We start from the raw sequence: 21,001 nt of genomic DNA, 5'->3' as shown, positions 1-21,001 counted from the left end.
AACTCACGAAATGGCAAATCAAGTCAAATCGGACATGGGGGATTTGGGCGGTTCGGTTGGGCGGTGGAACCCGTGGTGCGGTGCCCGTCGTTGTCGTAGTGGTCGCGTCCACCCGGAGGGGGCGCGAGGAGGGGTGTGCGGAGGGCCGTACGGAAGGTCGCGCGGAGGGAGGTGTGCGCGTTACTCCGCTCGCCGTCCGGTTCGCGACAAAGCGGGCAGATTCCTGTTAAGTCGATAAATGTCCGCTCTTACCACTTGATCAAAAACATACCGGTCATGATCCGATACCGCCTGGGCTGGACCGGTGGGCGCTATCGGTGATCGAAAGAGGACCGGATACGCTGACTTGAGTGATGGCAGCGACCTATCGACAAACCGTGTAATCGCCAGCAGACACCTGCAGACAGGAGACCCCTCGTGACCGTCGTCGGGCCGTTCGGGCTGAGCGTGCGGGACCAGGCTCTGGAAGCCGATGTCCAGGTCGGATTGGCGGCTGTCGAGGAAGGCTTGCTCGAGGCCACCAAGAGCGAGGTCCCGTTCATCACGGAGGCCGCGCAGCACCTCGTGCGAGCCGGTGGGAAGCGGTTCCGGCCGCTGCTCGTGATGCTCGCGGCCCAGTTCGGCGACCCCTATGCGCCGGGCGTCGTACCGTCGGCCGTGGTCGTGGAGCTGACCCACCTCGCCACGCTGTACCACGACGACGTCATGGACGAGGCGGCCGTGCGGCGCGGTGTGGACAGTGCCAACACCCGCTGGGGCAACTCCGTCGCGGTCCTCACCGGCGACTTCCTCTTCGCGCGTGCCTCCCAGATCCTCGCCGACCTCGGCCCCGAGGCGGTCCGGGTACAGGCCCTGGCGTTCGAGCGGCTGGTCACGGGCCAGATCCTGGAGACCGCAGGCCCCTCGGACGGCCGCGACCCGGTCGAGCACTATCTGGACGTGCTCGGCGGCAAGACGGGGTCGCTGGTGGCGGTCTCGTGCCGGTTCGGCGCGATGATGTCGGGCGCCGACGAGACGGTCGTCGATGTGCTCACCCAGTACGGTGAGCGGCTCGGGGTCGCCTTCCAGCTCGCCGACGACGTCCTGGACATCGCCTCCGACTCGCACGAGTCCGGCAAGACCCCCGGCACCGACCTGCGCGAGGGCATCCCGACGCTGCCCGTGCTGCGGCTGCGCGAGCGGGCGGCCCGGCTGGGGCTGCCCGAGGACCTCGCGCTGTGCGAGCTGCTCGACTCCGACCTCAGCGACGACGCCCGGCACGCCGAGGCGCTGACCGCGCTGCGCGCGCACCCCGCGCTGGAGCAGGCCCGCCGGGACACCGTCCGCTACGCGGAGGAGGCTCGCGCCGCGCTGGCGCCGCTCAGGGAGTGCGACGCCAAGGCGGCACTGATGGAGCTGTGCGACGCGGTGGTCCACCGCGCCGGCTGACGTCCGGCCGAGCGCCTCGGCCGGCGCCTTTCCGACCCGGGCCGGCTGCCCGGTCCCCGGCCGGCCGTCTCGGCTGACGTCCGGCCGACCCGCGCCGGCTGCCCGGTCGGCGCCACGTCGGCTGCTGCCCGGGACGATCGCCGAAGGCCGCCGTGGTCACGCTGCGCGGCGCAGCCAGTCGTACGGCCCTGCGCCCCGCCCCTTTGCGTCCCCTTACGGCTCCGCCCGTTCCGGTGAGACCCTTACGGGTCGGGGGAGTCGCCGCCGCTACGTGTCATACCGCAGTCGTACACGGAGTTGGCTCCGTGGTCTGACGCTTCCTCAAGGCCGATTTGGTGAGATGGAAGCACGGAAATCACCACCCCTCACCGATTCGGGTGAGAATGGCGGCTCTGGTGGACCAGCGTGAGGACAGCCGCCGCCGACAACGGAGGTAAGGCACACATGGCACCGTACGAAACCGACGACGCAGCGGACGCCACGCGGGACGAGGATCCGCGCGCCGGACGCCGCAAGGCCGCTCGCTACGCGGTCCCGGTCGCGGTGGTGGGGGTCGCGGCGGCCACGATCGGGCTGGTCCCGGCGCTCGCCGCCTCCGGTGACCCCGACCTGCCCAGGATCACCGCCAAGCAGCTCATCGAGAAGATCGCCAAGTCGGACGTGCAGCAGCTGTCCGGCACCGTGCGGATCAACACCGACCTCGGCCTGCCCAACCTCGGCGGCCTGGAGAACAGCCTGGCCTCCGGCGCCGCCAAGGGCTCCGGCGACGGCTCCTCCGCCGACCCGCAGTCCCAGCTCACCTCGCTCCTCTCCGGCACGCACACGCTGCGCGTCGCCGCCGACGGCCCGGAGAAGCAGAAGCTGTCGCTGCTGGAGAGCGGCTCCGAGTACAGCCTGATCCACCACGGGAAGGACGTGTGGGGCTACGACAGCAAGAGCAACGCGGTCCACCACTCCACCTCGGCCGACTCCGGCAAGGACCGCAAGGCCGAGCCCCCGGCCACGCCGAAGGACTTCGCCGACCAGGCGCTGAAGTCGGTGGACGGCACCACGTCCGTCACCGTCGACGGCACCGAGCAGGTCGCCGGCCGCGACGCCTACAAGCTGCTGATCAAGCCCCGGCAGTCCGGCACCACGGTCGGCGCGATCAGCATCGCCGTCGACGCGAAGACGGGCATGCCGCTGAAGTTCACGCTGACGCCGAAGAGCGGCGGCGCCGCCGTCCTCGACGCGGGCTTCACCCAGGTCTCCTTCGCCAAGCCGGCCGGCTCCACCTTCGACTTCACCCCGCCCAAGGGTGCGAAGGTGACGGACGAGAAGCAGGACTCCGCGGCCCGGCGGCACGGGCGCGAGTCCGGCGACGGCTTCGCCAAGGGCGGCATGAAGGGCGCGGGCGTCCTCGGCAAGGGCTGGACGTCCATCGCGACCTTCGACACCGGTGCCAAGGGCGCCCTGCCGACCGGCTCCAAGGGCGGTGACGTCGGCGGCTTCCTCGGCTCGCTCGGCGAGAAGGTCTCCGGCAAGTTCGGCAAGGGCACGGTCTTCTCCACTCGCCTGGTCAACGCCCTGATCACCGACAACGGCAAGGTGTACGCCGGCGCGGTGACCAAGGACGCCCTGGTGAAGGCGGCCGACGCGGCGAAGTGACCGACCCCTTCCGGGCACGGCGGGACGCGATCGTACGTTGACCCTTCGGGGGCAGGACGAATCGAGGGGGGAGCCGATGGACGAGCCGTCCGCCACGGACCGGGACGCGGCAGATGCGAGGGGCGCGGGGCACGCCGAGCAGCGTGCCCCGGCTCCCGGGCCGGCGCAGGAGCCGGCCATCGTCGCTCGTGGTCTGACCAAGCGCTACCGCGGTGGACAGCTCGCCGTCGACGGGCTCGATCTGACCGTCCCGGCGGGCAGCGTCTTCGGCTTCCTCGGTCCGAACGGCTCGGGCAAGACCACCACCATCCGCATGCTGATGGGCCTGATCGAGCCGACGGCGGGCACGGCCCGCGTGCTGGGCCGCCCGATGCCCCGGGCGGCCCGTGCCGTCCTGCCGCAGGTCGGCGCGCTCATCGAGGGCCCAGCCCTGTACGGCTTCCTCTCCGGCCGGGACAACCTGCTGCGCTACGACGACGCCGACCCGACCGCCGACCCCCGCACCCGCCGCGTCCGCGTCGCCGCCGCCCTGGACCGGGTGGGCCTCGTGGCGGCAGCGGGCAAGAAGGCGAAGGCGTACTCGCTCGGTATGAAGCAGCGCCTGGGCCTCGCCGCCGCGCTGCTCCAGCCGCGTCGGCTGCTCGTTCTGGACGAGCCCACCAACGGCCTCGACCCGCAAGGCATGCGCGAGATCCGCACGCTGATCCGGGAGCTGGCGGCCGACGGCACCACCGTCTTCCTCTCCTCCCACCTCCTCGACGAGATCGAGCAGGTGTGCACGCATGCGGCGGTCATGGCGCGGGGCCGGCTCGTCACACAGGGCGCGGTGGCCGACCTGGCCGCCGGGGCGCGCGGCCGGCTGGCGGTGACCACCCCGGATCCGGCCGAGGCGGCCCGGGTGCTGAAGGAACAGGGCGTCGGGGACGTCACCGCCGACGGCGACCGGGTCACCGGCGAACCGCCCGCGCGGGACCTCGCCGAGGTGAACGCCGCCCTGGTCGCGGCGGGGGTACGGGTACGGGGCTTCACGGTCGAACGAGCCTCGCTGGAGGACGCGTTCGTGGCGCTGACGGGGGAGGGCTTCGATGTCGCGGGCTGAGACGGCTGCCGGATCCGAGGCTGTTCCCGGGGCCGGGAAAGTCGCCGGAGCCGAGTCGGTTCCCGGAGCCGCCGTCCGCCGGCCGAGTCCGCTGTGGACGTTCGGGCTGCTCCGCAGCGAGCTGGTCACGACCCTCCGGCGCTGGCGCACGCTCGCCCTGCTCGGGGTGCTGGCCGCGGTGCCGGTGCTGGTGGGGATCGCGGTGAAGATCCAGACGCGGGGCGGCGGGGCGGCGGACCACAGTGGCCAGGGCCCGGCGTTCATCTCGCAGATCACCAACAACGGCCTGTTCCTGGTGTTCACGGCGCTGGCGGCGACCCTGCCGTTCTTCCTGCCGATGGCCGTCGGAGTCGTCGCGGGCGACGCGATAGCGGGCGAGGCGAGCGCGGGCACCCTGCGCTATCTGCTGGTCGCCCCGGCCGGCCGCACCCGGCTGCTGCTCACCAAGTACACGACCATGATGGCCTTCTGCGTGCTGGCCACCCTGGTCGTCGCCGTATCGGCGCTTCTCGTCGGTGCGTTGCTCTTCCCGCTGGGCGACCTCACGACCATCTCCGGCACCCGGATCAGCTTCGCCGAGGGCCTCGGCCGGGCCCTGCTGATAGCCCTGGTGGTCGCCGCTTCACTGGTGGGCTTGGCGGCTCTCGGCCTGTTCGTGTCGACGCTCACCAACAGCGGTATCGCGGCGATGGCCACCACCGTCGGCCTGCTCATCACCGTGCAGATCCTTGACCAGATACCTCAGTTGCACGCGCTCCAGCCGTACTTCTTCTCGCACTACTGGCTGTCCTTCGCCGACCTGATGCGCGACCCCGTCTACTGGGACGACCTGGTGAAGAACCTCGGCCTCCAGGCGCTGTACGCGGCCGTGTTCGGCTCGGCGGCCTGGGCGCGTTTCTCGACGAAGGACATCAGCGCCTGACCCACTGAGAGGCCTCCGGGGCTGAGACCTCCGGGACGGCCTCAGGCGACCTGGTGCGGGAAGCGCGCGAGGGGCGCGTCCTGCGCGAAGAACGTCTTCGCGCGCGTGAGCGCGTCGGTGTCCTTCAGGATGTCGCCCGGTGCGCTGCCGTTGCCCAGCAGTACCCCGCCGAAGCGCATCCCCATGTAGGCGGCCGAGTTGTTGAGCGTGCCGGCGTAGGGGTCGGCTACCGACGGCTCGCTGTCGGCGAGCGCGGCGATGCCCCAGAGGGTGCGCCCGGACAGGGTCGCCCTGAAGTCGAGGCCGGGGGTGCGCAGCCAGCCGGACCAGTAGTCCAGGTAGCGCTTGGTGAGGCTGGACACCGAGTACCAGTACAGGGGAGAGGCGATCACGATGTCCGTGGCCGCGAGCGTGGCGTCCAGCAGCAGACCGGCGGGGCTGTCCGCCGGCGGCCGTGCGTGGTCGCTGGCGTGCCGCAGGTCCGTGAAGTCGGGCAGCGGGTGCTCGGCCAGGCGGATCCAGCGCTGTTCGACGTCACCGGGCAGCTGCTCGGCCGCCGCGCGGGCCAGCAGCTCGGTGTTGCCCTCGGTGCGTGCGCTGCCCAGGACGAAGAGGAAGCGACGGCTCATGGGTCCCCCAGATGAGTACTGCCGTACGACGAATAAAGGCATGCGCATTTTATGCACACGCAAGCAATTTTGGCCAGGGTGCGGCTGGTGCGAGGCTGTGACGCTGCGGTGACGCGGAAGCCGAGGCAAGCCGACACACTGGTGGGCAGGGCGCGTACGACCGGATCGCGTGACGCCGGGGGAGTGAGGGAAAACCGATGTCTCGACTCAGCTTCGAGAAGAAGCGGGCGCAGCCGCCCGCGGCGCATCCGGCAGTGGTACCGGTCCGGGTCTTCGGCGCGGGAAGCGCGTCGGTGGGCGGGACGCCGGTGGTGGCGGCGCCGGGCGAGGAGATCCAGCAGGCCGTCCTCAACCACCTCCAGCGCCTGGCCATCAGTCTCGGCGCCCCCATACGCGCCACGATCCACGACGACCGCGAGGGCTGCGTCGTCCCCCTGGAGGTCTCGGCGGACGGCTCCAGCCGGGTGACGGGGGAACCCGTACGAGTGAATCCGCAGGAGAAGCCGAGCGCGGCGGGTTTCGCGTCCCGGGAGGAGCCGAGCGCGGCGGGCACGGCTTCGCCGGAAGGTGCGGCGGGCACGGGTGCGGGCACGGGTGCGGCTTCGGCGCAGGAACCGGCGGGCGTACCTGCGGGGACCGTACGGACGCCGATGGGCCAGTTCGGTCCCCCGCCGGTCATGGCGGGGGCCCCGACGCCCCCGGTTCCGCCGGCCGTCCTGGGTGTTCCGCAGGCCGGCATCCGTGCGACCGGCTTCCCGAAGGGCGTCGCCGGGCCGGCCGCCGCCCGGGAGCCAGGCGCCCCCGTGCCCGCGGTCTCCGTTCTCGTCGCGCCCGAGCTCGTGGAGCCCCCGGCCTCCACGCACACCCCCGCCCGAGGCTTCGATGCCGTCGCCGAGGAGGTGCTCGGGGACGGGCCTGTGACCGAGACCGTGGAGGGGGCCGCGTTGCTCACCGAGGCGATGACGCGCATCAACGAGGCCGTGCGGGCCGGCCGGATCGAGGCGGCGGCGGAACTCGCCGACCGTACGGTCGCCGAGGCGACCACCGCGCTGGGCCCCGGCCACGCCGAGGTGCTGCACCTGCGTGAACTGGCCGCCTACATCGCCTACTTGGGAGGTGAGCCGGTCCGTGCCTTCGAACTGTCCCTGGACCTGGCCCGGCTGCGCCGGCAGGCGCGGGACGTGGAGGCCGCCTACGGCAACGTACAGAGCGCGGCGACCGCGTGGCGTGCCGTACGCGACCCCGAGGAGGGCTTGCGGCTGGGCCGGGACCTGATCGAGCTGTGGACGGACCTCAGTGCCGAACCGGGTCCCGCCGCCGACGACGCAGGGCCCCTGGAGTCCGCCCGCGCCCGCATGGTCCGCCTCACCGACCGGGCGGCCCGCGCCGCACAGCCGTAACCACGGCCGGCACCCGTCACCACGACCGTCACCCCTGACCGCGACCGTCACGAAACTCACTGCAGGCAGAACTCGTTGCCCTCCGGGTCCGTCAGCACCAGCCACTCACCGCCGGCTTCCTTCACCTCGCGTACGACCCGCGCGCCCAGCGCCTGAAGCCGGGCCAGCTCGGCCGGGCGCTGCTGCGGGCCGGCGTGCAGATCCAGGTGGAGCCGGTTCTTGACCGTCTTCGGCTCCGGGACGCGCTGGAAGAGCAGGCGCCGGCCCAGTCCGGTGCCGGTCCGCGGGTCGTACGGGTCGTCGGGATGCCGTACGGCGATGAGGTCACGGAAGGCGGGGCGGCCGTGGTACTCGACCGTGGCCGCGCCGGGCAGCGCGCCTGCGGACAGCAGCCGTTCGACGAGGGCGCTGTTGTCCTCGGCCGTGTAGTGCAGCGCGGCGGCCCAGAAGTCCGCCTGTGCGTGCGGGTCGGCCGCGTCGATGACGAGCTTCCAGTGCAGCGGGGTGGGCGTGGGTCCGGGTGTCTGGTCGGCCATGTCGGTCATGGTGACCACATATAGTCGCCGCTCACGCCGGACGCGCTGATTCCGCGTTGCCCGCCGTCGGGATCTCCGGATCTCGGGATCTCGGTGGTGGTCGGCGGCTACGGCCTCGTGGTCTCGGGGTCCGCCTTCGGCCCGGGGGTCGCGCTCTCCGCGTCCCGTACGGCCCTGACCGTGTCGGTCGCCTTGGTGGTGCAAGGCGTGCCGGTCGCGCCGGCGAGCGTGCGGGCGGCCCGGCGCGCGGAGCGCAGCGCGTCGCCCGTGAGGAGCAGAAGTGCCAGCCAGACCAGGGCGAAACCGGCCCAGCGCTCGGGCGGCATGGCCTCGTGGAAGTAGAGGATGCCGAGCAGGAACTGGAAGACGGGCGTCAGATACTGCAGCAGGCCCAGCGTGGACAGCGGTACGCGGATCGCCGCCGCGCCGAAGCAGACCAGCGGCAGCGCGGTGACGACCCCGGTGGAGGCGAGCAGGGCCGCGTGCCCGGCGCCGTCGTCCAGGAAGCTCGACTCGCCGTGCGCGCCGAGCCACAGCAGATAGCCGAGCGCGGGCAGGAACTGGATCGCGGTCTCGGCGGCCAGCGACTCGATGCCGCCCAGACCGACCCTCTTCTTGACCAGGCCGTAGGTGGCGAAGGAGAAGGCGAGGACGAGCGAGATCCACGGCGGCCGGCCGTAGCCGACGGTCAGTACGACGACCGCGGCGAAGCCGGTCGCGACCGCCGCCCACTGCACGGGCCGCAGCCGCTCCTTCAGCAGCAGCACGCCCATCGCGATGGTCACCAGCGGGTTGATGAAGTACCCCAAGGAGGCCTCGACCACACGGCCGGAGTTCACGGCCCAGATGTAGACGCCCCAGTTCACGGTGATGACGGTGGCGGCCACGGTGACCAGCCCGAGCCGGCGCGGCCGGCGCAGCAGCTCTCCGGCCCAGGCCCAGCGCCGGACGAAGAGCAGGGCCACGGCGACGACGGCCAGGGACCACACCATGCGGTGGGCGAGGACCTCCACCGCCCCGGCGGGCTTCAGCAGAGGCCAGAACAGGGGCACGAGGCCCCACATGCCGTAGGCGGCGAAGCCGTTGAGCAGGCCTGTTCGGTGCTCACCCTTGGACGTCCCGGCCACGGCCCCTCCCTCTCACATCAGGCATGCGAGAACGAAGGTAGCGCCGGACACCCTCGCCTGTCATGTGCGTATCGGCATACGGTCATGACAGGCGAGGGTGTCCGGCGGCGAGGGTCTCGGAGAGGTCAGTTCCCGAGCGCGGCCGTGACCGCCTCCGCCAGCGGCGTCGTCGGGCGGCCGATCAGGCGCGACAGGTCGCCGGAGGAGATCTCCAGCTCGCCCTTCTCGATCGCGGCGTCCACGCCGGCCAGGATCGCGGCCAGCGGCCCGGGGAGCCCGGCGCCGGTCAGGATGTCGCTGAAGGTCTCGACGGAGACCGGGGTGTAGGCGATCGCCTCGCCGGTCTGCCGGCTCAGCTCGGCCGCGTACTCGGCGAAGCCGAACGCCTCGTCGCCGCCCAGCTCGTACGTCTGGTTCTCGTGGCCCTCGCCGGTCAGCACCGCGACCGCTGCGGCGGCGTAGTCGGCGCGGGAGGCGGCCGAGATCCGGCCGTCACCGGCGGCCTGGACGACCGCGTGGTGCTCCAGCACCGGGGCGAGGTTCTCGGTGTAGTTCTCGAAGTACCAGCCGTTGCGCAGCAGCGTGTACGGCAGGCCGGAGGCGAGCAGCGCCTTCTCCGTCGCCCGGTGGTCGTCCGCCAGTGCGGCCGTGAGGCTGCCCGGCGCGCTGGTGTACGCGAGCAGCGCCACGCCCGCCGCCTTCGCCGCGTCGATGACGACCTGGTGCTGGGCCGGACGGCCCTTGTCGAACTCGTTGCCCGAGATCAGCAGGACCTTGTCGCCCGCGGCGAAGACGTCGTCGAAGGTCTCGGGCGTGTTGTAGTCGGCGACGGCCAGTTTCACTCCGCGGGCCGCGAAGCCGGCGGCCTTCTGCTCGTCGCGCACGACAGCGGTGATCTGCTCCGCCGGAACCTTCTCCAGCAACTGCTCTACGACGAGGCGGCCGAGGTGTCCGGTGGATCCGGTGACGACGATGCTCATGGTTCAGAACTCCTGGTGGGGGTGTGGCTTGTGACACTCACCCTAGGAGGTGCACTAACTCGGCGAAAGTACCCACTTTGAAGTAAGGTACTGGCATGGGAGTAAGGCAGAAGCAGTCCACGGACGCCGAGGCGCTGTGCCCGTACCGGCTCGTCCTGGAGCACGTCACCAGCCGCTGGGGTGTCCTCGTCCTGACCGAGCTGCTGGAGCGGCCGTACCGGTTCAGTGAGCTGCGCCGGGCGGTCAGCCGCTTCGGCGGGCGGACCGTCAGCGAGAAGATGCTCACCCAGACCCTGCAGACCCTGGAGCGCGACGGTCTGGTCCACCGGGACGCCAAGCCGGTCATCCCGCCCCGCGTCGACTACTCCCTCACCGACCTCGGCCGCGAGGCGGCGCAGCAGGTGCGCTCCCTCGCCCAGTGGACACACGACCGCTTGGGCCGGGTGGAGCAGGCCCGCGCCGCCTACGACGAGAAGCGCCGGGCACACGACGAGGCCCGGGAAATCCAGTCCCGGGCCTCGTGAAACGCCGGCTCAGCCGGTGACTTGGCCGGTGGCTCAGCCGACGACCGTCCAGGTGTCCCCGCCGGCCAGCAGCGCGGCCAGGTCGCCCTTGCCCTTCTGCTCGATCGCGGTGTCCAGCTGCTCGGCCATCGCCGTGTCGTACACCGGCCGTTCGACCGAGCGGAAGACACCGATCGGGGTGTGGTGCAGGGTGTCGGGGTCGGCGAGCCGGGACAGTGCGAAGGCGGTGGTCGGGGACGCGGCGTGTGCGTCGTGGACCACGATCTCCGCCTCGTTCTCCGGTGTCACGGTGACGACCTCCAGGTCCCCGGTGGCCCGGTTGCGCACGACACCGCGCGCACCGTCGGTACCGAAGCGGATCGGCTGCCCGTGCTCCAGCCGGATCAGCGTGTCCTCGGCCTGCTGCTTGTCCTTGAGGGCGTCGAAGGCGCCGTCGTTGAAGATGTTGCAGTTCTGGTAGATCTCGATCAGGGCCGTGCCGGGGTGGTCGGCGGCCTGGCGCAGGACCTCGGTGAGGTGTTTGCGGTCGGAGTCGATGGTGCGGGCGACGAAGGACGCCTCGGCGCCGATGGCCAGGGACACCGGGTTGAACGGCGCGTCCAGCGAGCCCATCGGCGTCGACTTGGTGATCTTGCCGAGCTCGGAGGTGGGGGAGTACTGGCCTTTGGTGAGGCCGTAGATCCGGTTGTTGAACAGCAGGATCTTCAGGTTGACGTTGCGGCGCAGGGCGTGGATCAGGTGGTTGCCGCCGATGGACAGCGCGTCGCCGTCACCGGTCACCACCCACACCGACAGGTCCCGCCTGCTGGTGGCCAGTCCGGTGGCGATGGCGGGGGCGCGGCCGTGGATGGAGTGCATCCCGTAGGTGTTCATGTAGTACGGGAAGCGGGAGGAGCAGCCGATGCCGGAGACGAAGACGATGTTCTCCTTGGCCAGCCCCAGCTCCGGCATGAAGCCCTGGACGGCGGCGAGGATCGCGTAGTCACCGCAGCCGGGGCACCAGCGCACCTCCTGGTCCGACTTGAAGTCCTTCATCGACTGCTTGGCCTCGGCCTTGGGGACCAGCTGCAGCAGTCCGTTGCCGGTGTCAGTCATCGATGGCCTCCTTCAGTGCCGCGGCGAGCTGTTCCGCCTTGAACGGCATGCCGTTGACCTGGTTGTAGGAGTGGGCGTCGACCAGGTACTTCGCCCGGATCAGGGTGGCGAGCTGACCGAGGTTCATCTCGGGGATCACCACCTTGTCGTACGACTCGACCACCGTCCCGAGATTGCGCGGGAACGGGTTGAGGTGGCGCAGATGGGCCTGGGCGATCGACTCGCCGGCGCGGCGCAGCCGCCGTACCGCGGCTGTGATCGGCCCGTAGGTCGAGCCCCAGCCCAGGACCAGCGTCTTCGCGCCGTGCGGGTCGTCGACCTCGATGTCCGCCACCTCGATGCCGTCGATCTTGGCCTGGCGGGTGCGGACCATGAAGTCGTGGTTGGCCGGGTCGTAGGAGATGTTGCCCGTGCCGTCCTGCTTCTCGATGCCGCCGATGCGGTGCTCCAGACCCGGCGTGCCCGGGATCGCCCACGGCCGGGCGAGGGTCTGCGGATCCCGCTTGTACGGCCAGAAGACCTCGGTGCCGTCCCCCAGCGTGTGGTTCGGGGCGGAGGCGAACTGCACGCGCAGATCCGGCAGCTCGTCCAGGTCCGGGATCCGCCACGGCTCGGAGCCGTTGGCCAGGTAGCCGTCGGAGAGCAGCATCACCGGCGTGCGGTACGTCAGCGCGATCCGGGCCGCCTCCAGCGCGGCGTCGAAGCAGTCGGCCGGGGTCCGCGGCGCGACGATCGGCACCGGCGCCTCGCCGTTGCGGCCGAACATCGCCTGCAGCAGGTCCGCCTGCTCGGTCTTGGTCGGCAGACCGGTCGACGGGCCGCCGCGCTGGATGTCGACGACCAGCAGCGGCAGCTCCAGGGAGACCGCCAGACCGATCGTCTCGCTCTTCAGCGCCACACCCGGGCCGGAGGTCGTGGTCACCGCGAGCGAGCCGCCGAACGCCGCGCCCAGGGCCGCGCCGATGCCCGCGATCTCGTCCTCCGCCTGGAAGGTCCGCACGCCGAAGTTCTTGTGCCGGCTCAGCTCGTGCAGGATGTCGGACGCCGGCGTGATCGGGTACGAGCCCAGGAACAGCGGCAGGTCCGCCTGCTGGGAGGCGCTGATCAGGCCGTAGGCCAGGGCGAGGTTGCCGGAGATGTTGCGGTAGGTGCCCACGGGGAAGGCCTGGGCGGCCGGGGCGACCTCGTAGGAGACCGCGAAGTCCTCCGTCGTCTCGCCGAAGTTCCAGCCCGCCCGGAACGCGGCGATGTTCGCCGCCATGATCTCCGGCTTCTTCGCGAACTTCGCCTTCAGGAACTTCTCGGTGCCCTCGGTGGGCCGGTGGTACATCCACGACAGCAGACCCAGCGCGAACATGTTCTTGCTGCGCTCGGCCTCCTTGCGGGAGAGGTCGAATTCCTTCAGCGCCTCCACCGTGAGGGTGGTCAGCGGCACCGGATGGAGGTTGTAGCCGTCCAGCGAGCCGTCCTGAAGCGGGGAGGCGGCATAGCCGACCTTCTGCAGGGCGCGCTTGGTGAACTCGTCCGTGTTGACGATGATCTCGGCGCCGCGCGGCAGATCGCCGACGTTCGCCTTCAGCGCGGCCGGGTTCATGGCGACGAGCACGTTCGGCGCGTCGCCCGGGGTGAGGATGTCGTGGTCCGCGAAGTGGAGCTGGAAGCTGGAGACGCCGGGCAGGGTGCCGGCGGGCGCGCGGATCTCGGCGGGGAAGTTCGGAAGAGTGGAGAGGTCGTTGCCGAAGGACGCGGTCTCCGAGGTGAACCGGTCACCGGTGAGCTGCATGCCGTCACCCGAGTCCCCCGCGAACCGGATGATCACCCGGTCCAGGCGCCGCACGTCCTTCGCGCCGCCCGGTGTGCGCTGCTCTCCCACGACGGTTCCGTCGGTCTGCTCCGTTGGGCTGCTGACCTGGCTGGTCACTGAACTGGACCTCCTTCGAGGCGGCTGTCCGGGGCGTGGTCGTCCCACGGACCATCCCAGGATCAACACTACGTCGGTTAGGGTCGCCTTCCCGAGGCGATCCGCAGATTGGACGACATTTCGAGTCGGCCTGTAGCGCATTCGAGTCGGCCTTGAGCTCACTCACGAGCCCGGCCCTGGGCGCCGAAACGCCGGAACTCCTTCCCCCGTTTGTTTTCCGGCACGTTGTGTGCCGGGTGCGCTGTACTGAGTGTCGTTACCGAGTGTCGTTCGCTCAGGAATTCAGGTAGGTGAGCACTGCCAGAACACGCCGGTGGTCCCCGTCGCTCGGGGCCAGGCCGAGCTTCAGGAAGATATTGCTGACGTGCTTCTCCACGGCCCCGTCGCTCACCACCAGTTGCCGGGCGATCGCCGAGTTCGTGCGCCCCTCGGCCATCAGCCCGAGCACCTCGCGTTCGCGCGGGGTCAGCCCCGCGAGCACGTCCTGCTTACGGCTGCGGCCGAGCAGCTGCGCGACCACCTCCGGGTCCAGCGCCGTACCGCCCTGGGCGACCCGTACCACCGCGTCCACGAACTCGCGCACCTCGGCGACCCGGTCCTTGAGCAGATAGCCCACACCCCGGCTGGAACCGGCCAGGAGCTCGGTGGCGTAACGCTCCTCCACGTACTGCGACAGCACCAGCACCCCGAGCCCCGGATGTGCCTTCCGCAGCCGTACGGCCGCCCGCACGCCCTCGTCGGTGTGCGTCGGCGGCATCCGTACGTCCGCCACCACCACGTCGGGCAGCAGGCCCTGTGCCTCAAGGTCGGCGACGGTCTTCACCAGTGCCTCCGCGTCCCCCACACCGGCCACGACATCGTGCCCGCGGTCGGTCAACAGCCGGGTCAGGCCCTCCCTGAGCAGCACTGAATCCTCGGCGATGACCACCCGCACCCTGTCCTCCACGATCTCCTGGCCCCCCAAGCCCGATCCCGCTCCCGACGACGTTCGTCGGTACGTCGTACGAAGGTCCAGCATTCCAGCATTCGGCCCGTGCCGCCGCCCCGCCGGAACAATCCCCCCGCCGGGGAAGGGCGGGGGGACCGGCGGTGTCACCGTGGGTGGCGAATGGGTGACGAATGAGTGATGGGGGGAGGGAGGGTGGGGGACGGGTGTCAGGCCCGCCAGGGCAGTTCCGCGATCACCCGGGTGGGGCCGCCCGTGGGGGAGTCCACGACGAGGACGCCGTCCACCGCGCCCAGGCGTCCGGCGAGACCGGCCAGGCCCGAGCCTCGGGAGACGTCCGCGCCGCCCACACCGTCGTCGGTCACCTGCAGCATCAGCCGGTCCTCGGTGTGCCACACGTCCACCGACGCGGAGCGGGCCCGGCTGTGCTTGCTGATGTTCTGCAGCAGTTCGGAGACCGTGAAGTAGGCGATCCCCTCGATGGCCGGTGCCGGGCGGGCCGGCAGATCCACCTCGACCCGCACCGGGACCGTGCAGCGGGAGGCGACCGAGGACAGCGCCGCGTCCAGACCACGGTCGGTCAGCACGGCCGGATGGATGCCGCGGGCCAGGTCGCGCAGTTCCTGCAGCGCCGTCTTCACCTCGCCGTGCGCCTCCTCCACCATCCGGGCCGCCGCTCGCGGATCCTCCTGCAGCTTCTCCTTCGCCAGCCCCAGATCCATGGCCAGACTGACCAGCCGGGCCTGTGCCCCGTCGTGCAGGTCGCGCTCGATGCGCCGCAGGTCCGCGGCGGCCGTGTCGACCACGACCCCGCGGTCCGACTCCAGCTCCACCACCCGCGCCGACAGCGGCGACGGCCCCAGCAGCCCCCGGACCAGCAGTCCGTCCACCGTCGTCAGGGCCCGTACGATCCACGGCGTGGCCAGCGTGAACAGCAGCCCGACCAGCGCCGTCACGGTGATCTCCCACGGGTTGTCCAGATAGACGCTGTGGTGCTCGTCTCCGTACAGCTGCAGCCCGCCCTGGCCGGCGTACGCGGGGAAGACCCAGAACCACAGCGGGTACGTCAGCAGGGCCCAGCCCATCGTCCACAGGCTCGCCACCGAGAACGAGAACACCGCCCACGGGAACTGCAGCAGCGCGTACAGCATGTTCCGCCAGGAGGTGCCGCTCTTGAGTACCGCGCCCATCCAGGCCAGCGCGCCCGGCCCGCGCATCCGCAGCGGTTCCGGCTCGGCCACGTCCAGCCGGAGCAGTCCGCGCGCCCGCGCCCGCTCCAGCGCGCCGAAGCCCCGGCAGCCGGCGAGCGCCGCCGCGAGCACCGGGACGCCGATGAAGGTCACCAGCAGGCCGGCGCCGAGCGACACCATGGTCACCGTCCAGGTGAACAGCACGATGGAGAGCGGCAGGCTCAGCAGGACATAGCCGAACTCGCGCCAGCTGCGCGCCTCGAAGGGCGCCCGCAGTGCGGCGGGCAGCCGATGGCCTCCGGCGGAGCCGCCGTCCCCCCGCCCGTATCCGTACTCGTGTCCGTACTCCGTGGCCATCGTTCTCGTCCCGTTCTCGTCGTCCGAGCGGCTGTCCAGCCGTGTGTCCAGAGTCGTGTTTCGCGGTGCGCCGGGCCATGGAGTCCGTCGGCGTCTTGGGGCGGGGGTTTTCCCCACCCCGGCCTCCGGCGGTTCGGCCGTCGGCCGGTTCCGTCGGCTTCTCGATGCTGGTGGCCGCGGTTGCCGTAAGGGCTCGCCGTAGGGGCTCGCCGTAGGGGGTTCTGTTCCCGGTCGGCCGCAGGTTTCGTCGTGGCCGGTCGCACAGTTCCCCACGCCCTGGGGGTGCGGGCGCCGCACCCGTAAGGGGGAGCCGTCGGCTACTCGGCCCGGTCCCGCCAGGGCAGCTCGGCCGTGATCACCGTCGGGCCGCCCGTCGGCGAGTCGAGTACGAAGAGGCCGTCCACCGCGCCCAGCCGCTCGGACAGGCCGCGCATGCCGGTGCCGGACTCCAGCCGGGCGCCGCCCCGGCCGTCGTCGCGGACCTGGATGAGCAGGCGTTCCTCCGTGCGCCACACGTCCACGGACGCGGAGCGGGCCCGGCTGTGCTTGCTGATGTTCTGCAGGAGTTCGGAGACCGTGAAGTAGGCGATGCCCTCGATGGCCGGCGCCGGGCGGTCCGGCAGGTCCACGGTGACCTTCACCGGGACCGTGCAGCGGGAGGCGACCGAGGACAGGGCCGCGTCCAGGCCGCGGTCCGTGAGTACGGCCGGATGGATGCCGCGGGCGAGGTCGCGCAGCTCCTGCAGGGCCAGCTTCACCTCGCCGTGCGCCTCCTCCACCATCGCCGCCGCCGAGTCGGGGTCCTCCAGCAGCTTCTCCTTGGCCAGACCGAGCCCCATGGCCAGGTTGACCAGCCGGGCCTGTGCCCCGTCGTGCAGGTCGCGCTCGATGCGCCGCAGGTCGGCGGCGGCCGTGTCGACCACGACCCCGCGGTCCGACTCCAGCTCGGCGATACGGCGTTCCAGCTCGTCCGAGGGCGACAGCAGCCCGCGCACCATGAAACGGTCCACGTTGGTGAACGCACGCGCCACGTACGGCAGCACCGGCCACAGCACGAACAGCGAGGTCAGCGCCATGGCGAAGGTGAGGACGCCCCAGGGCAGCCGGATGGCGTCGTAGAGGAGCGTCCGCCAGCCCACCGGGTCCTTCAGCGCCATCCACAGCCGCTGCGTCAGCCCGCCGGTCTTCGCGAGCGGCAGCGGTGTCGGCTCCTCCACCCGGACCCCGAGCAGCCGCCGGGCGCGGGCCCGCTCCAGCTTTCCCAGCTGCCGGGCACCCAGCAGACCGAGCGCGAGCAGTGGAAGACCGATGACGGTGATCGTCAGGGCCCCGCCGACGGCCAGCGCGGTGACCGCGTAGACGAAGCCGAACACCGTCACCGGCAGGTTCAGCAGGAGATACAGGATCTCCTTCCACGTGTGCGCGTCGTACGCCGGCCGGATCGGCGGCAGCCGGTCGGTGCCGTCCGCCCGGCCGGGGGCAGAGCTGCTGGTAGCGGTCATACCGGTCAGCCTGCCGTGCCGGGCGCCCTCCGCGCCATGCGGTACGCCGCCCTCCGCCTCCGGGGGAAAACCCCACCCCAGGGCTCATCACCTGTCTCAACCTGTCTCATGCCGTGACGGGCTGCTTACCGGTTCTTTATCAGGGCCTAGACTCCGGTGCGTACAGATCGTCGAATCAGGTGCGTCAGTCGAAGCGCGGCGCATCACAGGATTCACGGTTCACCAGGGTCACGAGGTCAGGGAGCGAGGTCGGACGACGGTGCGGGAGACGTTGGGGGACTCGACGGCCGCCGCGGCGCAGGTCATCGCGGCCGGCTACTTCCGGTCGTACTCGGTGGTGGGACTGCTCGCCGTCATCGGCGTGCTGTTCGTCGCGGTCGCGTTCGGCGCCGGCCGCCTGCTGCGCCCGATCGTGCCGACCCCCGAGAAACTCCTGACCTACGAGTGCGGCGTCGACCCCGTCGGTGAGGGCTGGGCCCACACCCAGGTCCGCTACTACGTCTACGCCTTCCTCTACGTGATCTTCGCGGTCGACTCGATCTTCCTCTTCCCCTGGGCGACGATCTTCGCCGCCCCCGGCTACGGCGCCACGACCCTGGTGGAGATGTTCGTCTTCCTCGGCTTCCTCGCCGTGGGCCTGCTGTACGCATACAAGAAGGGCGTCCTGGCATGGACGTGACCCCGGATCCCGTGTACCTGCCGGAGCCCAAGCGGCTCGGCACCCTGGCGCGCCTGGCTCCCGAGCCGATGAAGGTGGTCCTCAACTGGGGCCGCCGCTACTCGCTCTGGGTCTTCAACTTCGGCCTCGCCTGCTGCGCGATCGAGTTCATCGCCGCGTCGATGGCCCGCCACGACTTCATCCGCCTCGGCGTGATCCCGTTCGCGCCCGGCCCCCGCCAGGCCGACCTGATGGTGGTGTCGGGCACGGTGACGGACAAGATGGCCCCGGCCGTGAAGCGTCTGTACGAGCAGATGCCCGAGCCCAAGTACGTCATCTCCTTCGGCGCCTGCTCCAACTGCGGCGGCCCCTACTGGGACTCGTACTCCGTCACCAAGGGCGTCGACCAGATCATCCCGGTGGACGTGTACGTCCCCGGCTGCCCGCCGCGCCCCGAGGCGCTGCTCCAGGGCATCCTCAAGCTCCAGGAGAAGATCGCCCGCGAGTCGCTGGGGGAGCGGTACGGCACCGGGTCCGCCCGGCCGTCGGCGGCCGCGCTGACCAGCGACCTGGTGAAGCCCCCGGCCGTTCAGGGGGACGCACGATGAGCACGGTCGGCTGGCTGCCCGCCCCGGTCGAGGACCTCTTCGGTACGGACGCCACGGCCGAGGAGTCGTACGACCTCCTGACCGTGGACGTACCCCCGTCCTCCTGGCTCACCGCCCTGGAGACGGCCCGTACGACCCTGGGCTGCACCTACTTCGACTGGCTGAGCGCGGTCGACGAACCGGGCACGGGCTTCCGCGTCTCGGCCCACGTCGTCGCCCTGCACCCGGTCCGCCGCCTCCTCGTCCGTACGACCGTCCCGCACGAGGCGCCGACGCTGCCCTCCGCCGTCGGCGTCTACGCGGGCGCCGCCTGGCACGAGCGCGAGACCCACGAGATGTTCGGCGTCCGCTTCGAAGGCCATCCCTCGCTCGAACACCTCCTCCTCCCCGAGAACTTCGAGGGCCACCCCCTCCGCAAGGACTTCATCCTCGCCGCCCGCGTCGCCAAGGCCTGGCCCGGCGCGAAGGAGCCCGGGGAGCCTGCGGCGGGTGCGGCGCACGGTGGCCCCAAGCGCCGCCAGATGCTGCCCCCGGGCGTCCCCGACCCCAACGAGTGGGGCCCCCTGAAGGGCCAGCTCCCCCCAGCCCCGGCCCGCCCGGCGCGCGCCGCGGGTGCGGGTGCGGCGGCGCGCGCCGCCGGTGAGCGCCCGGCCCGCACAGCCGCGGACCGCCCGGTACGACGCACCCGCACGGCAGCAGAGGGCTCGGCAAGCCAGACAACACCGACCACACCGACCGAGCCGACCGGTGAGGCTGTCGCGGGTGCTGGGGGTGCTGGGGGTGCTGGGGGTGCTGGGGGTGCCCCGGGTGCCGGTGCCTCTGCCGGTGCGCGGCCGCGCCGGATGCGGAGCGCGGGCCAGGGCTCGGTGAGCCAGACGGCGACGCGGGGCGAGGCCGACACCGGCCCGACGACGGAAGGCTCGTCCGCCGGGTCTGCCGGTTCCGCCGAGTCCGCTGGGTCCGCCGCGGTGCAGGCATCCGGTCCGGCACCGGCCAGTCCGCGCCGTGCCCGCAGCGCCTCGGAGGGCTCGGCCTCACAACGGGCCGAGGCCCAGCCGCCGGGGCCGGAGCCGGAGCAGGAGCAGCCGCCTGCGCCCACGCAGGAACAGACACCGGCGGAACCGGAGGGTACGGCCCGCCGCAGCACCGCCCCGCGCAGCTCGGACGCTCCGTGGCACCACGCCCGGCCGGCCTTCGACGAGCCGACGCCGCTGCAGGAACCCAAGCCGGTACCGGAGCCCAAGCCGGTACCGGAGCCCAAGCCGGTACCGGAGCCCAAGCTGACGCCGGAGCCGGAGCCGGAGCCGGAGCCGGAGCCGGAGCCTGGACCGCAACGCGAGCAATCTGAGCCGAATCCCGAACCCGGGCGCGAGCCCGAACCCGAGCGGCCGGAGTCGCAGAGCGGGCGAGTCGAACGACCCGTCGCCGAAACCCCCGACGACCACCCCACAGGAGGCCCGCAGTGAACGGCGCGCTGGACGTCGCCCTGCGACTCCTGGTCGTGTTCGTCGTCTTCCTCACCTTCCCGCTGATCGTCGGCCAGACCGAGCACAAGGTGATGGCTCATATGCAGGGCCGCCTCGGCCCGATGTACGCGGGCGGTTTCCACGGCTGGGCCCAGCTCATCGCCGACGGCGTGAAGTTCGCGCAGAAGGAGGACGTGGTCCCGGCCGGTGCTGACCGCCGTGTCTTCCAACTCGCCCCCGCCGTCGCCCTGCTGCCGTACCTCCTCGTCCTGCTCGCCATCCCGATCGGCCCGAGCGAGGGCGCCGTCGGGCAGGTCCTGGACGCGGGCGTGTTCTTCGTGCTCGCGGTGATGGGTGTCGGCGTGCTCGGCTCGCTCATGGCCGGCTGGGCCAGCGCGAACAAGTTCTCCCTCCTCGGCGGTCTGCGCACCGCCGCCCAGCTGCTCGCCTACGAACTCCCGATGCTGCTCGCCGCAGCCTCGGTCGCCATGGCCGCGGGAACGGTCTCCCTGCCCGGCATCCTGCACTCCTTCCACTGGTGGTGGGTGCCCTGGCAGCTCGTCGGCGCGGTCGTCTTCTTCGTCGCCGGACTCGCCGAACTGCAGCGCCCGCCGTTCGACATGCCCGTCGCCGACTCGGAGATCATCTTCGGCGCGTACACCGAGTACACGGGCCTGCGTTTCGCGCTCTTCCTGCTCGCCGAGTACGCCGGCATCGTCGTCCTGTGCGGCCTGACCACCGTCCTCTTCCTGGGCGGCTGGCACGGCCCCTGGGGTGCCGACGGCCTCGGCTGGGTCTGGACCCTGCTGAAGGCCGCGATCCTCGCCTTCCTCGTCATCTGGCTCCGCGTCACCTACCCCCGCCTGCGCGAGGACCAGCTCCAGAAGCTCTCCTGGACCCTCCTCGTCCCCCTCTCCCTCGCCCAGATCGCCCTCACCGGCATCGTCAAGGTGGTGATCTCGTAAC

General features: G+C 71.4%; 19 protein-coding genes. 10 read left to right on the top strand and 9 right to left on the bottom strand.

All coding sequences use genetic code 11. The annotated features are described in order from the left end of the window. The first annotated feature begins 417 nt into the window (after positions 1 to 417). From AB5L52_RS18430 to AB5L52_RS18415, 4 genes are all read left to right on the top strand, one after another. Positions 418 to 1,428 carry a polyprenyl synthetase family protein gene (locus tag AB5L52_RS18430; protein ID WP_351026787.1) on the top strand — a complete coding sequence of 337 codons (1,011 nt, stop codon included), beginning with the start codon at positions 418 to 420 and terminating at the stop codon, positions 1,426 to 1,428. 444 nt (positions 1,429 to 1,872) lie between these two features. Beyond that, positions 1,873 to 3,075 carry an outer membrane lipoprotein carrier protein LolA gene (locus tag AB5L52_RS18425; RefSeq protein ID WP_369365059.1) on the top strand — a complete coding sequence of 401 codons (1,203 nt, stop codon included), beginning with the start codon at positions 1,873 to 1,875 and terminating at the stop codon, positions 3,073 to 3,075. 76 nt (positions 3,076 to 3,151) lie between these two features. Continuing rightward, positions 3,152 to 4,174 carry an ATP-binding cassette domain-containing protein gene (locus tag AB5L52_RS18420; RefSeq protein ID WP_369365057.1) on the top strand — a complete coding sequence of 341 codons (1,023 nt, stop codon included), beginning with the start codon at positions 3,152 to 3,154 and terminating at the stop codon, positions 4,172 to 4,174. Beyond that, the gene (locus AB5L52_RS18415) at positions 4,161 to 5,096 is read left to right on the top strand and encodes an ABC transporter permease (protein ID WP_351575841.1); all 936 of its coding nucleotides are present in this window, start codon (positions 4,161 to 4,163) and stop codon (positions 5,094 to 5,096) included. The genes AB5L52_RS18420 and AB5L52_RS18415 overlap by 14 nt, the downstream gene beginning before the upstream one ends. A 41-nt stretch (positions 5,097 to 5,137) precedes the next feature. Here the strand turns inward: AB5L52_RS18415 and AB5L52_RS18410 are convergent, their stop codons facing one another. Beyond that, entirely contained in the window at positions 5,138 to 5,725 is a 588-nt protein-coding gene (locus AB5L52_RS18410; protein WP_351026781.1) for an NAD(P)H-dependent oxidoreductase, read from the bottom strand. A gap of 197 nt (positions 5,726 to 5,922) precedes the next feature. Here AB5L52_RS18410 and AB5L52_RS18405 point away from each other — a divergent pair, with 197 nt between their 5' ends. Continuing rightward, complete coding sequence (locus AB5L52_RS18405; RefSeq protein WP_369365056.1) at positions 5,923 to 7,125, top strand: hypothetical protein; 1,203 nt, start codon at positions 5,923 to 5,925, stop codon at positions 7,123 to 7,125. A gap of 56 nt (positions 7,126 to 7,181) precedes the next feature. On the opposite strand, the gene AB5L52_RS18400 is transcribed toward AB5L52_RS18405, so the two are convergent. From AB5L52_RS18400 to AB5L52_RS18390, 3 genes are all read right to left on the bottom strand, one after another. Then, entirely contained in the window at positions 7,182 to 7,661 is a 480-nt protein-coding gene (locus AB5L52_RS18400) for a VOC family protein (RefSeq protein WP_369365054.1), read from the bottom strand. A gap of 107 nt (positions 7,662 to 7,768) precedes the next feature. Continuing rightward, positions 7,769 to 8,788, bottom strand: coding sequence for an EamA family transporter RarD (gene rarD / locus AB5L52_RS18395; protein ID WP_369365053.1), 1,020 nt, complete (start codon positions 8,786 to 8,788; stop codon positions 7,769 to 7,771). Between the two features lie 125 nt (positions 8,789 to 8,913). After that, positions 8,914 to 9,768, bottom strand: a complete 855-nt coding sequence (locus AB5L52_RS18390) for an SDR family oxidoreductase (RefSeq protein ID WP_369365051.1) — start codon at positions 9,766 to 9,768, stop codon at positions 8,914 to 8,916. 95 nt (positions 9,769 to 9,863) lie between these two features. On the opposite strand from AB5L52_RS18390, the gene AB5L52_RS18385 reads away from it, so the two are divergent. Continuing rightward, positions 9,864 to 10,292 (top strand): winged helix-turn-helix transcriptional regulator, encoded by a 429-nt coding sequence (locus tag AB5L52_RS18385; protein ID WP_369365050.1) that lies wholly within the window; start codon positions 9,864 to 9,866, stop codon positions 10,290 to 10,292. Positions 10,293 to 10,325: 33 nt separating this feature from the next. On the opposite strand, the gene AB5L52_RS18380 is transcribed toward AB5L52_RS18385, so the two are convergent. The 5 genes from AB5L52_RS18380 to AB5L52_RS18360 form a co-directional block, all read right to left on the bottom strand. After that, positions 10,326 to 11,387, bottom strand: a complete 1,062-nt coding sequence (locus tag AB5L52_RS18380; RefSeq protein ID WP_369365049.1) for a 2-oxoacid:ferredoxin oxidoreductase subunit beta — start codon at positions 11,385 to 11,387, stop codon at positions 10,326 to 10,328. Beyond that, positions 11,380 to 13,308, bottom strand: coding sequence for a 2-oxoacid:acceptor oxidoreductase subunit alpha (locus tag AB5L52_RS18375; RefSeq protein ID WP_369365047.1), 1,929 nt, complete (start codon positions 13,306 to 13,308; stop codon positions 11,380 to 11,382). Before AB5L52_RS18375 ends, AB5L52_RS18380 begins: the two co-directional genes overlap by 8 nt. A gap of 274 nt (positions 13,309 to 13,582) precedes the next feature. Then, positions 13,583 to 14,242 (bottom strand): response regulator transcription factor, encoded by a 660-nt coding sequence (locus AB5L52_RS18370; protein ID WP_351575942.1) that lies wholly within the window; start codon positions 14,240 to 14,242, stop codon positions 13,583 to 13,585. Positions 14,243 to 14,463: 221 nt separating this feature from the next. Beyond that, entirely contained in the window at positions 14,464 to 15,801 is a 1,338-nt protein-coding gene (locus AB5L52_RS18365; RefSeq protein ID WP_351575819.1) for a sensor domain-containing protein, read from the bottom strand. Between the two features lie 317 nt (positions 15,802 to 16,118). Continuing rightward, the gene (locus AB5L52_RS18360; RefSeq protein ID WP_351030129.1) at positions 16,119 to 17,303 is read right to left on the bottom strand and encodes a sensor domain-containing protein; all 1,185 of its coding nucleotides are present in this window, start codon (positions 17,301 to 17,303) and stop codon (positions 16,119 to 16,121) included. Between the two features lie 259 nt (positions 17,304 to 17,562). On the opposite strand from AB5L52_RS18360, the gene AB5L52_RS18355 reads away from it, so the two are divergent. The 4 genes from AB5L52_RS18355 to AB5L52_RS18340 are packed head-to-tail and all read left to right on the top strand — an operon-like array spanning position 17,563 to position 21,000. After that, the gene (locus AB5L52_RS18355) at positions 17,563 to 17,982 is read left to right on the top strand and encodes an NADH-quinone oxidoreductase subunit A (RefSeq protein ID WP_351030128.1); all 420 of its coding nucleotides are present in this window, start codon (positions 17,563 to 17,565) and stop codon (positions 17,980 to 17,982) included. After that, positions 17,973 to 18,569, top strand: a complete 597-nt coding sequence (locus AB5L52_RS18350; protein ID WP_351575814.1) for an NADH-quinone oxidoreductase subunit B family protein — start codon at positions 17,973 to 17,975, stop codon at positions 18,567 to 18,569. Before AB5L52_RS18355 ends, AB5L52_RS18350 begins: the two co-directional genes overlap by 10 nt. Further along, a complete protein-coding gene (locus AB5L52_RS18345) occupies positions 18,566 to 20,035 on the top strand; it encodes an NADH-quinone oxidoreductase subunit C (RefSeq protein WP_369365044.1) in 1,470 nt (489 codons plus the stop codon). Before AB5L52_RS18350 ends, AB5L52_RS18345 begins: the two co-directional genes overlap by 4 nt. Further along, entirely contained in the window at positions 20,032 to 21,000 is a 969-nt protein-coding gene (locus AB5L52_RS18340; RefSeq protein WP_351030123.1) for a complex I subunit 1 family protein, read from the top strand. The genes AB5L52_RS18345 and AB5L52_RS18340 overlap by 4 nt, the downstream gene beginning before the upstream one ends. Position 21,001 lies beyond the last annotated feature (1 nt).

Origin of the sequence: Streptomyces sp. CG4, from assembly GCF_041080655.1 — a bacterium.
In the GTDB taxonomy this organism is placed as follows: Bacteria; Actinomycetota; Actinomycetes; order Streptomycetales; family Streptomycetaceae; genus Streptomyces.
The sequence above is the reverse complement of the archived record's forward strand: the minus strand, read 5'-3'. Positions and strand labels throughout refer to the sequence as shown.

Excerpts from the sequence above, each read along its gene's own strand:
- AB5L52_RS18385 (WP_369365050.1), top strand. The coding sequence starts at position 9,864 with ATGGGAGTAAGGCAGAAGCAGTCCACGGACGCCGAGGCGCTGTGCCCG.
- AB5L52_RS18345 (WP_369365044.1), top strand. The coding sequence starts at position 18,566 with ATGAGCACGGTCGGCTGGCTGCCCGCCCCGGTCGAGGACCTCTTCGGT.
- AB5L52_RS18350 (WP_351575814.1), top strand. The coding sequence starts at position 17,973 with ATGGACGTGACCCCGGATCCCGTGTACCTGCCGGAGCCCAAGCGGCTC.
- AB5L52_RS18380 (WP_369365049.1), bottom strand. The coding sequence starts at position 11,387 with ATGACTGACACCGGCAACGGACTGCTGCAGCTGGTCCCCAAGGCCGAG.
- AB5L52_RS18405 (WP_369365056.1), top strand. The coding sequence starts at position 5,923 with ATGTCTCGACTCAGCTTCGAGAAGAAGCGGGCGCAGCCGCCCGCGGCG.
- AB5L52_RS18415 (WP_351575841.1), top strand. The coding sequence starts at position 4,161 with ATGTCGCGGGCTGAGACGGCTGCCGGATCCGAGGCTGTTCCCGGGGCC.
- AB5L52_RS18410 (WP_351026781.1), bottom strand. The coding sequence starts at position 5,725 with ATGAGCCGTCGCTTCCTCTTCGTCCTGGGCAGCGCACGCACCGAGGGC.
- AB5L52_RS18360 (WP_351030129.1), bottom strand. The coding sequence starts at position 17,303 with ATGACCGCTACCAGCAGCTCTGCCCCCGGCCGGGCGGACGGCACCGAC.
- AB5L52_RS18420 (WP_369365057.1), top strand. The coding sequence starts at position 3,152 with ATGGACGAGCCGTCCGCCACGGACCGGGACGCGGCAGATGCGAGGGGC.
- AB5L52_RS18390 (WP_369365051.1), bottom strand. The coding sequence starts at position 9,768 with ATGAGCATCGTCGTCACCGGATCCACCGGACACCTCGGCCGCCTCGTC.
- AB5L52_RS18425 (WP_369365059.1), top strand. The coding sequence starts at position 1,873 with ATGGCACCGTACGAAACCGACGACGCAGCGGACGCCACGCGGGACGAG.
- AB5L52_RS18365 (WP_351575819.1), bottom strand. The coding sequence starts at position 15,801 with ATGGCCACGGAGTACGGACACGAGTACGGATACGGGCGGGGGGACGGC.
- AB5L52_RS18400 (WP_369365054.1), bottom strand. The coding sequence starts at position 7,661 with ATGGCCGACCAGACACCCGGACCCACGCCCACCCCGCTGCACTGGAAG.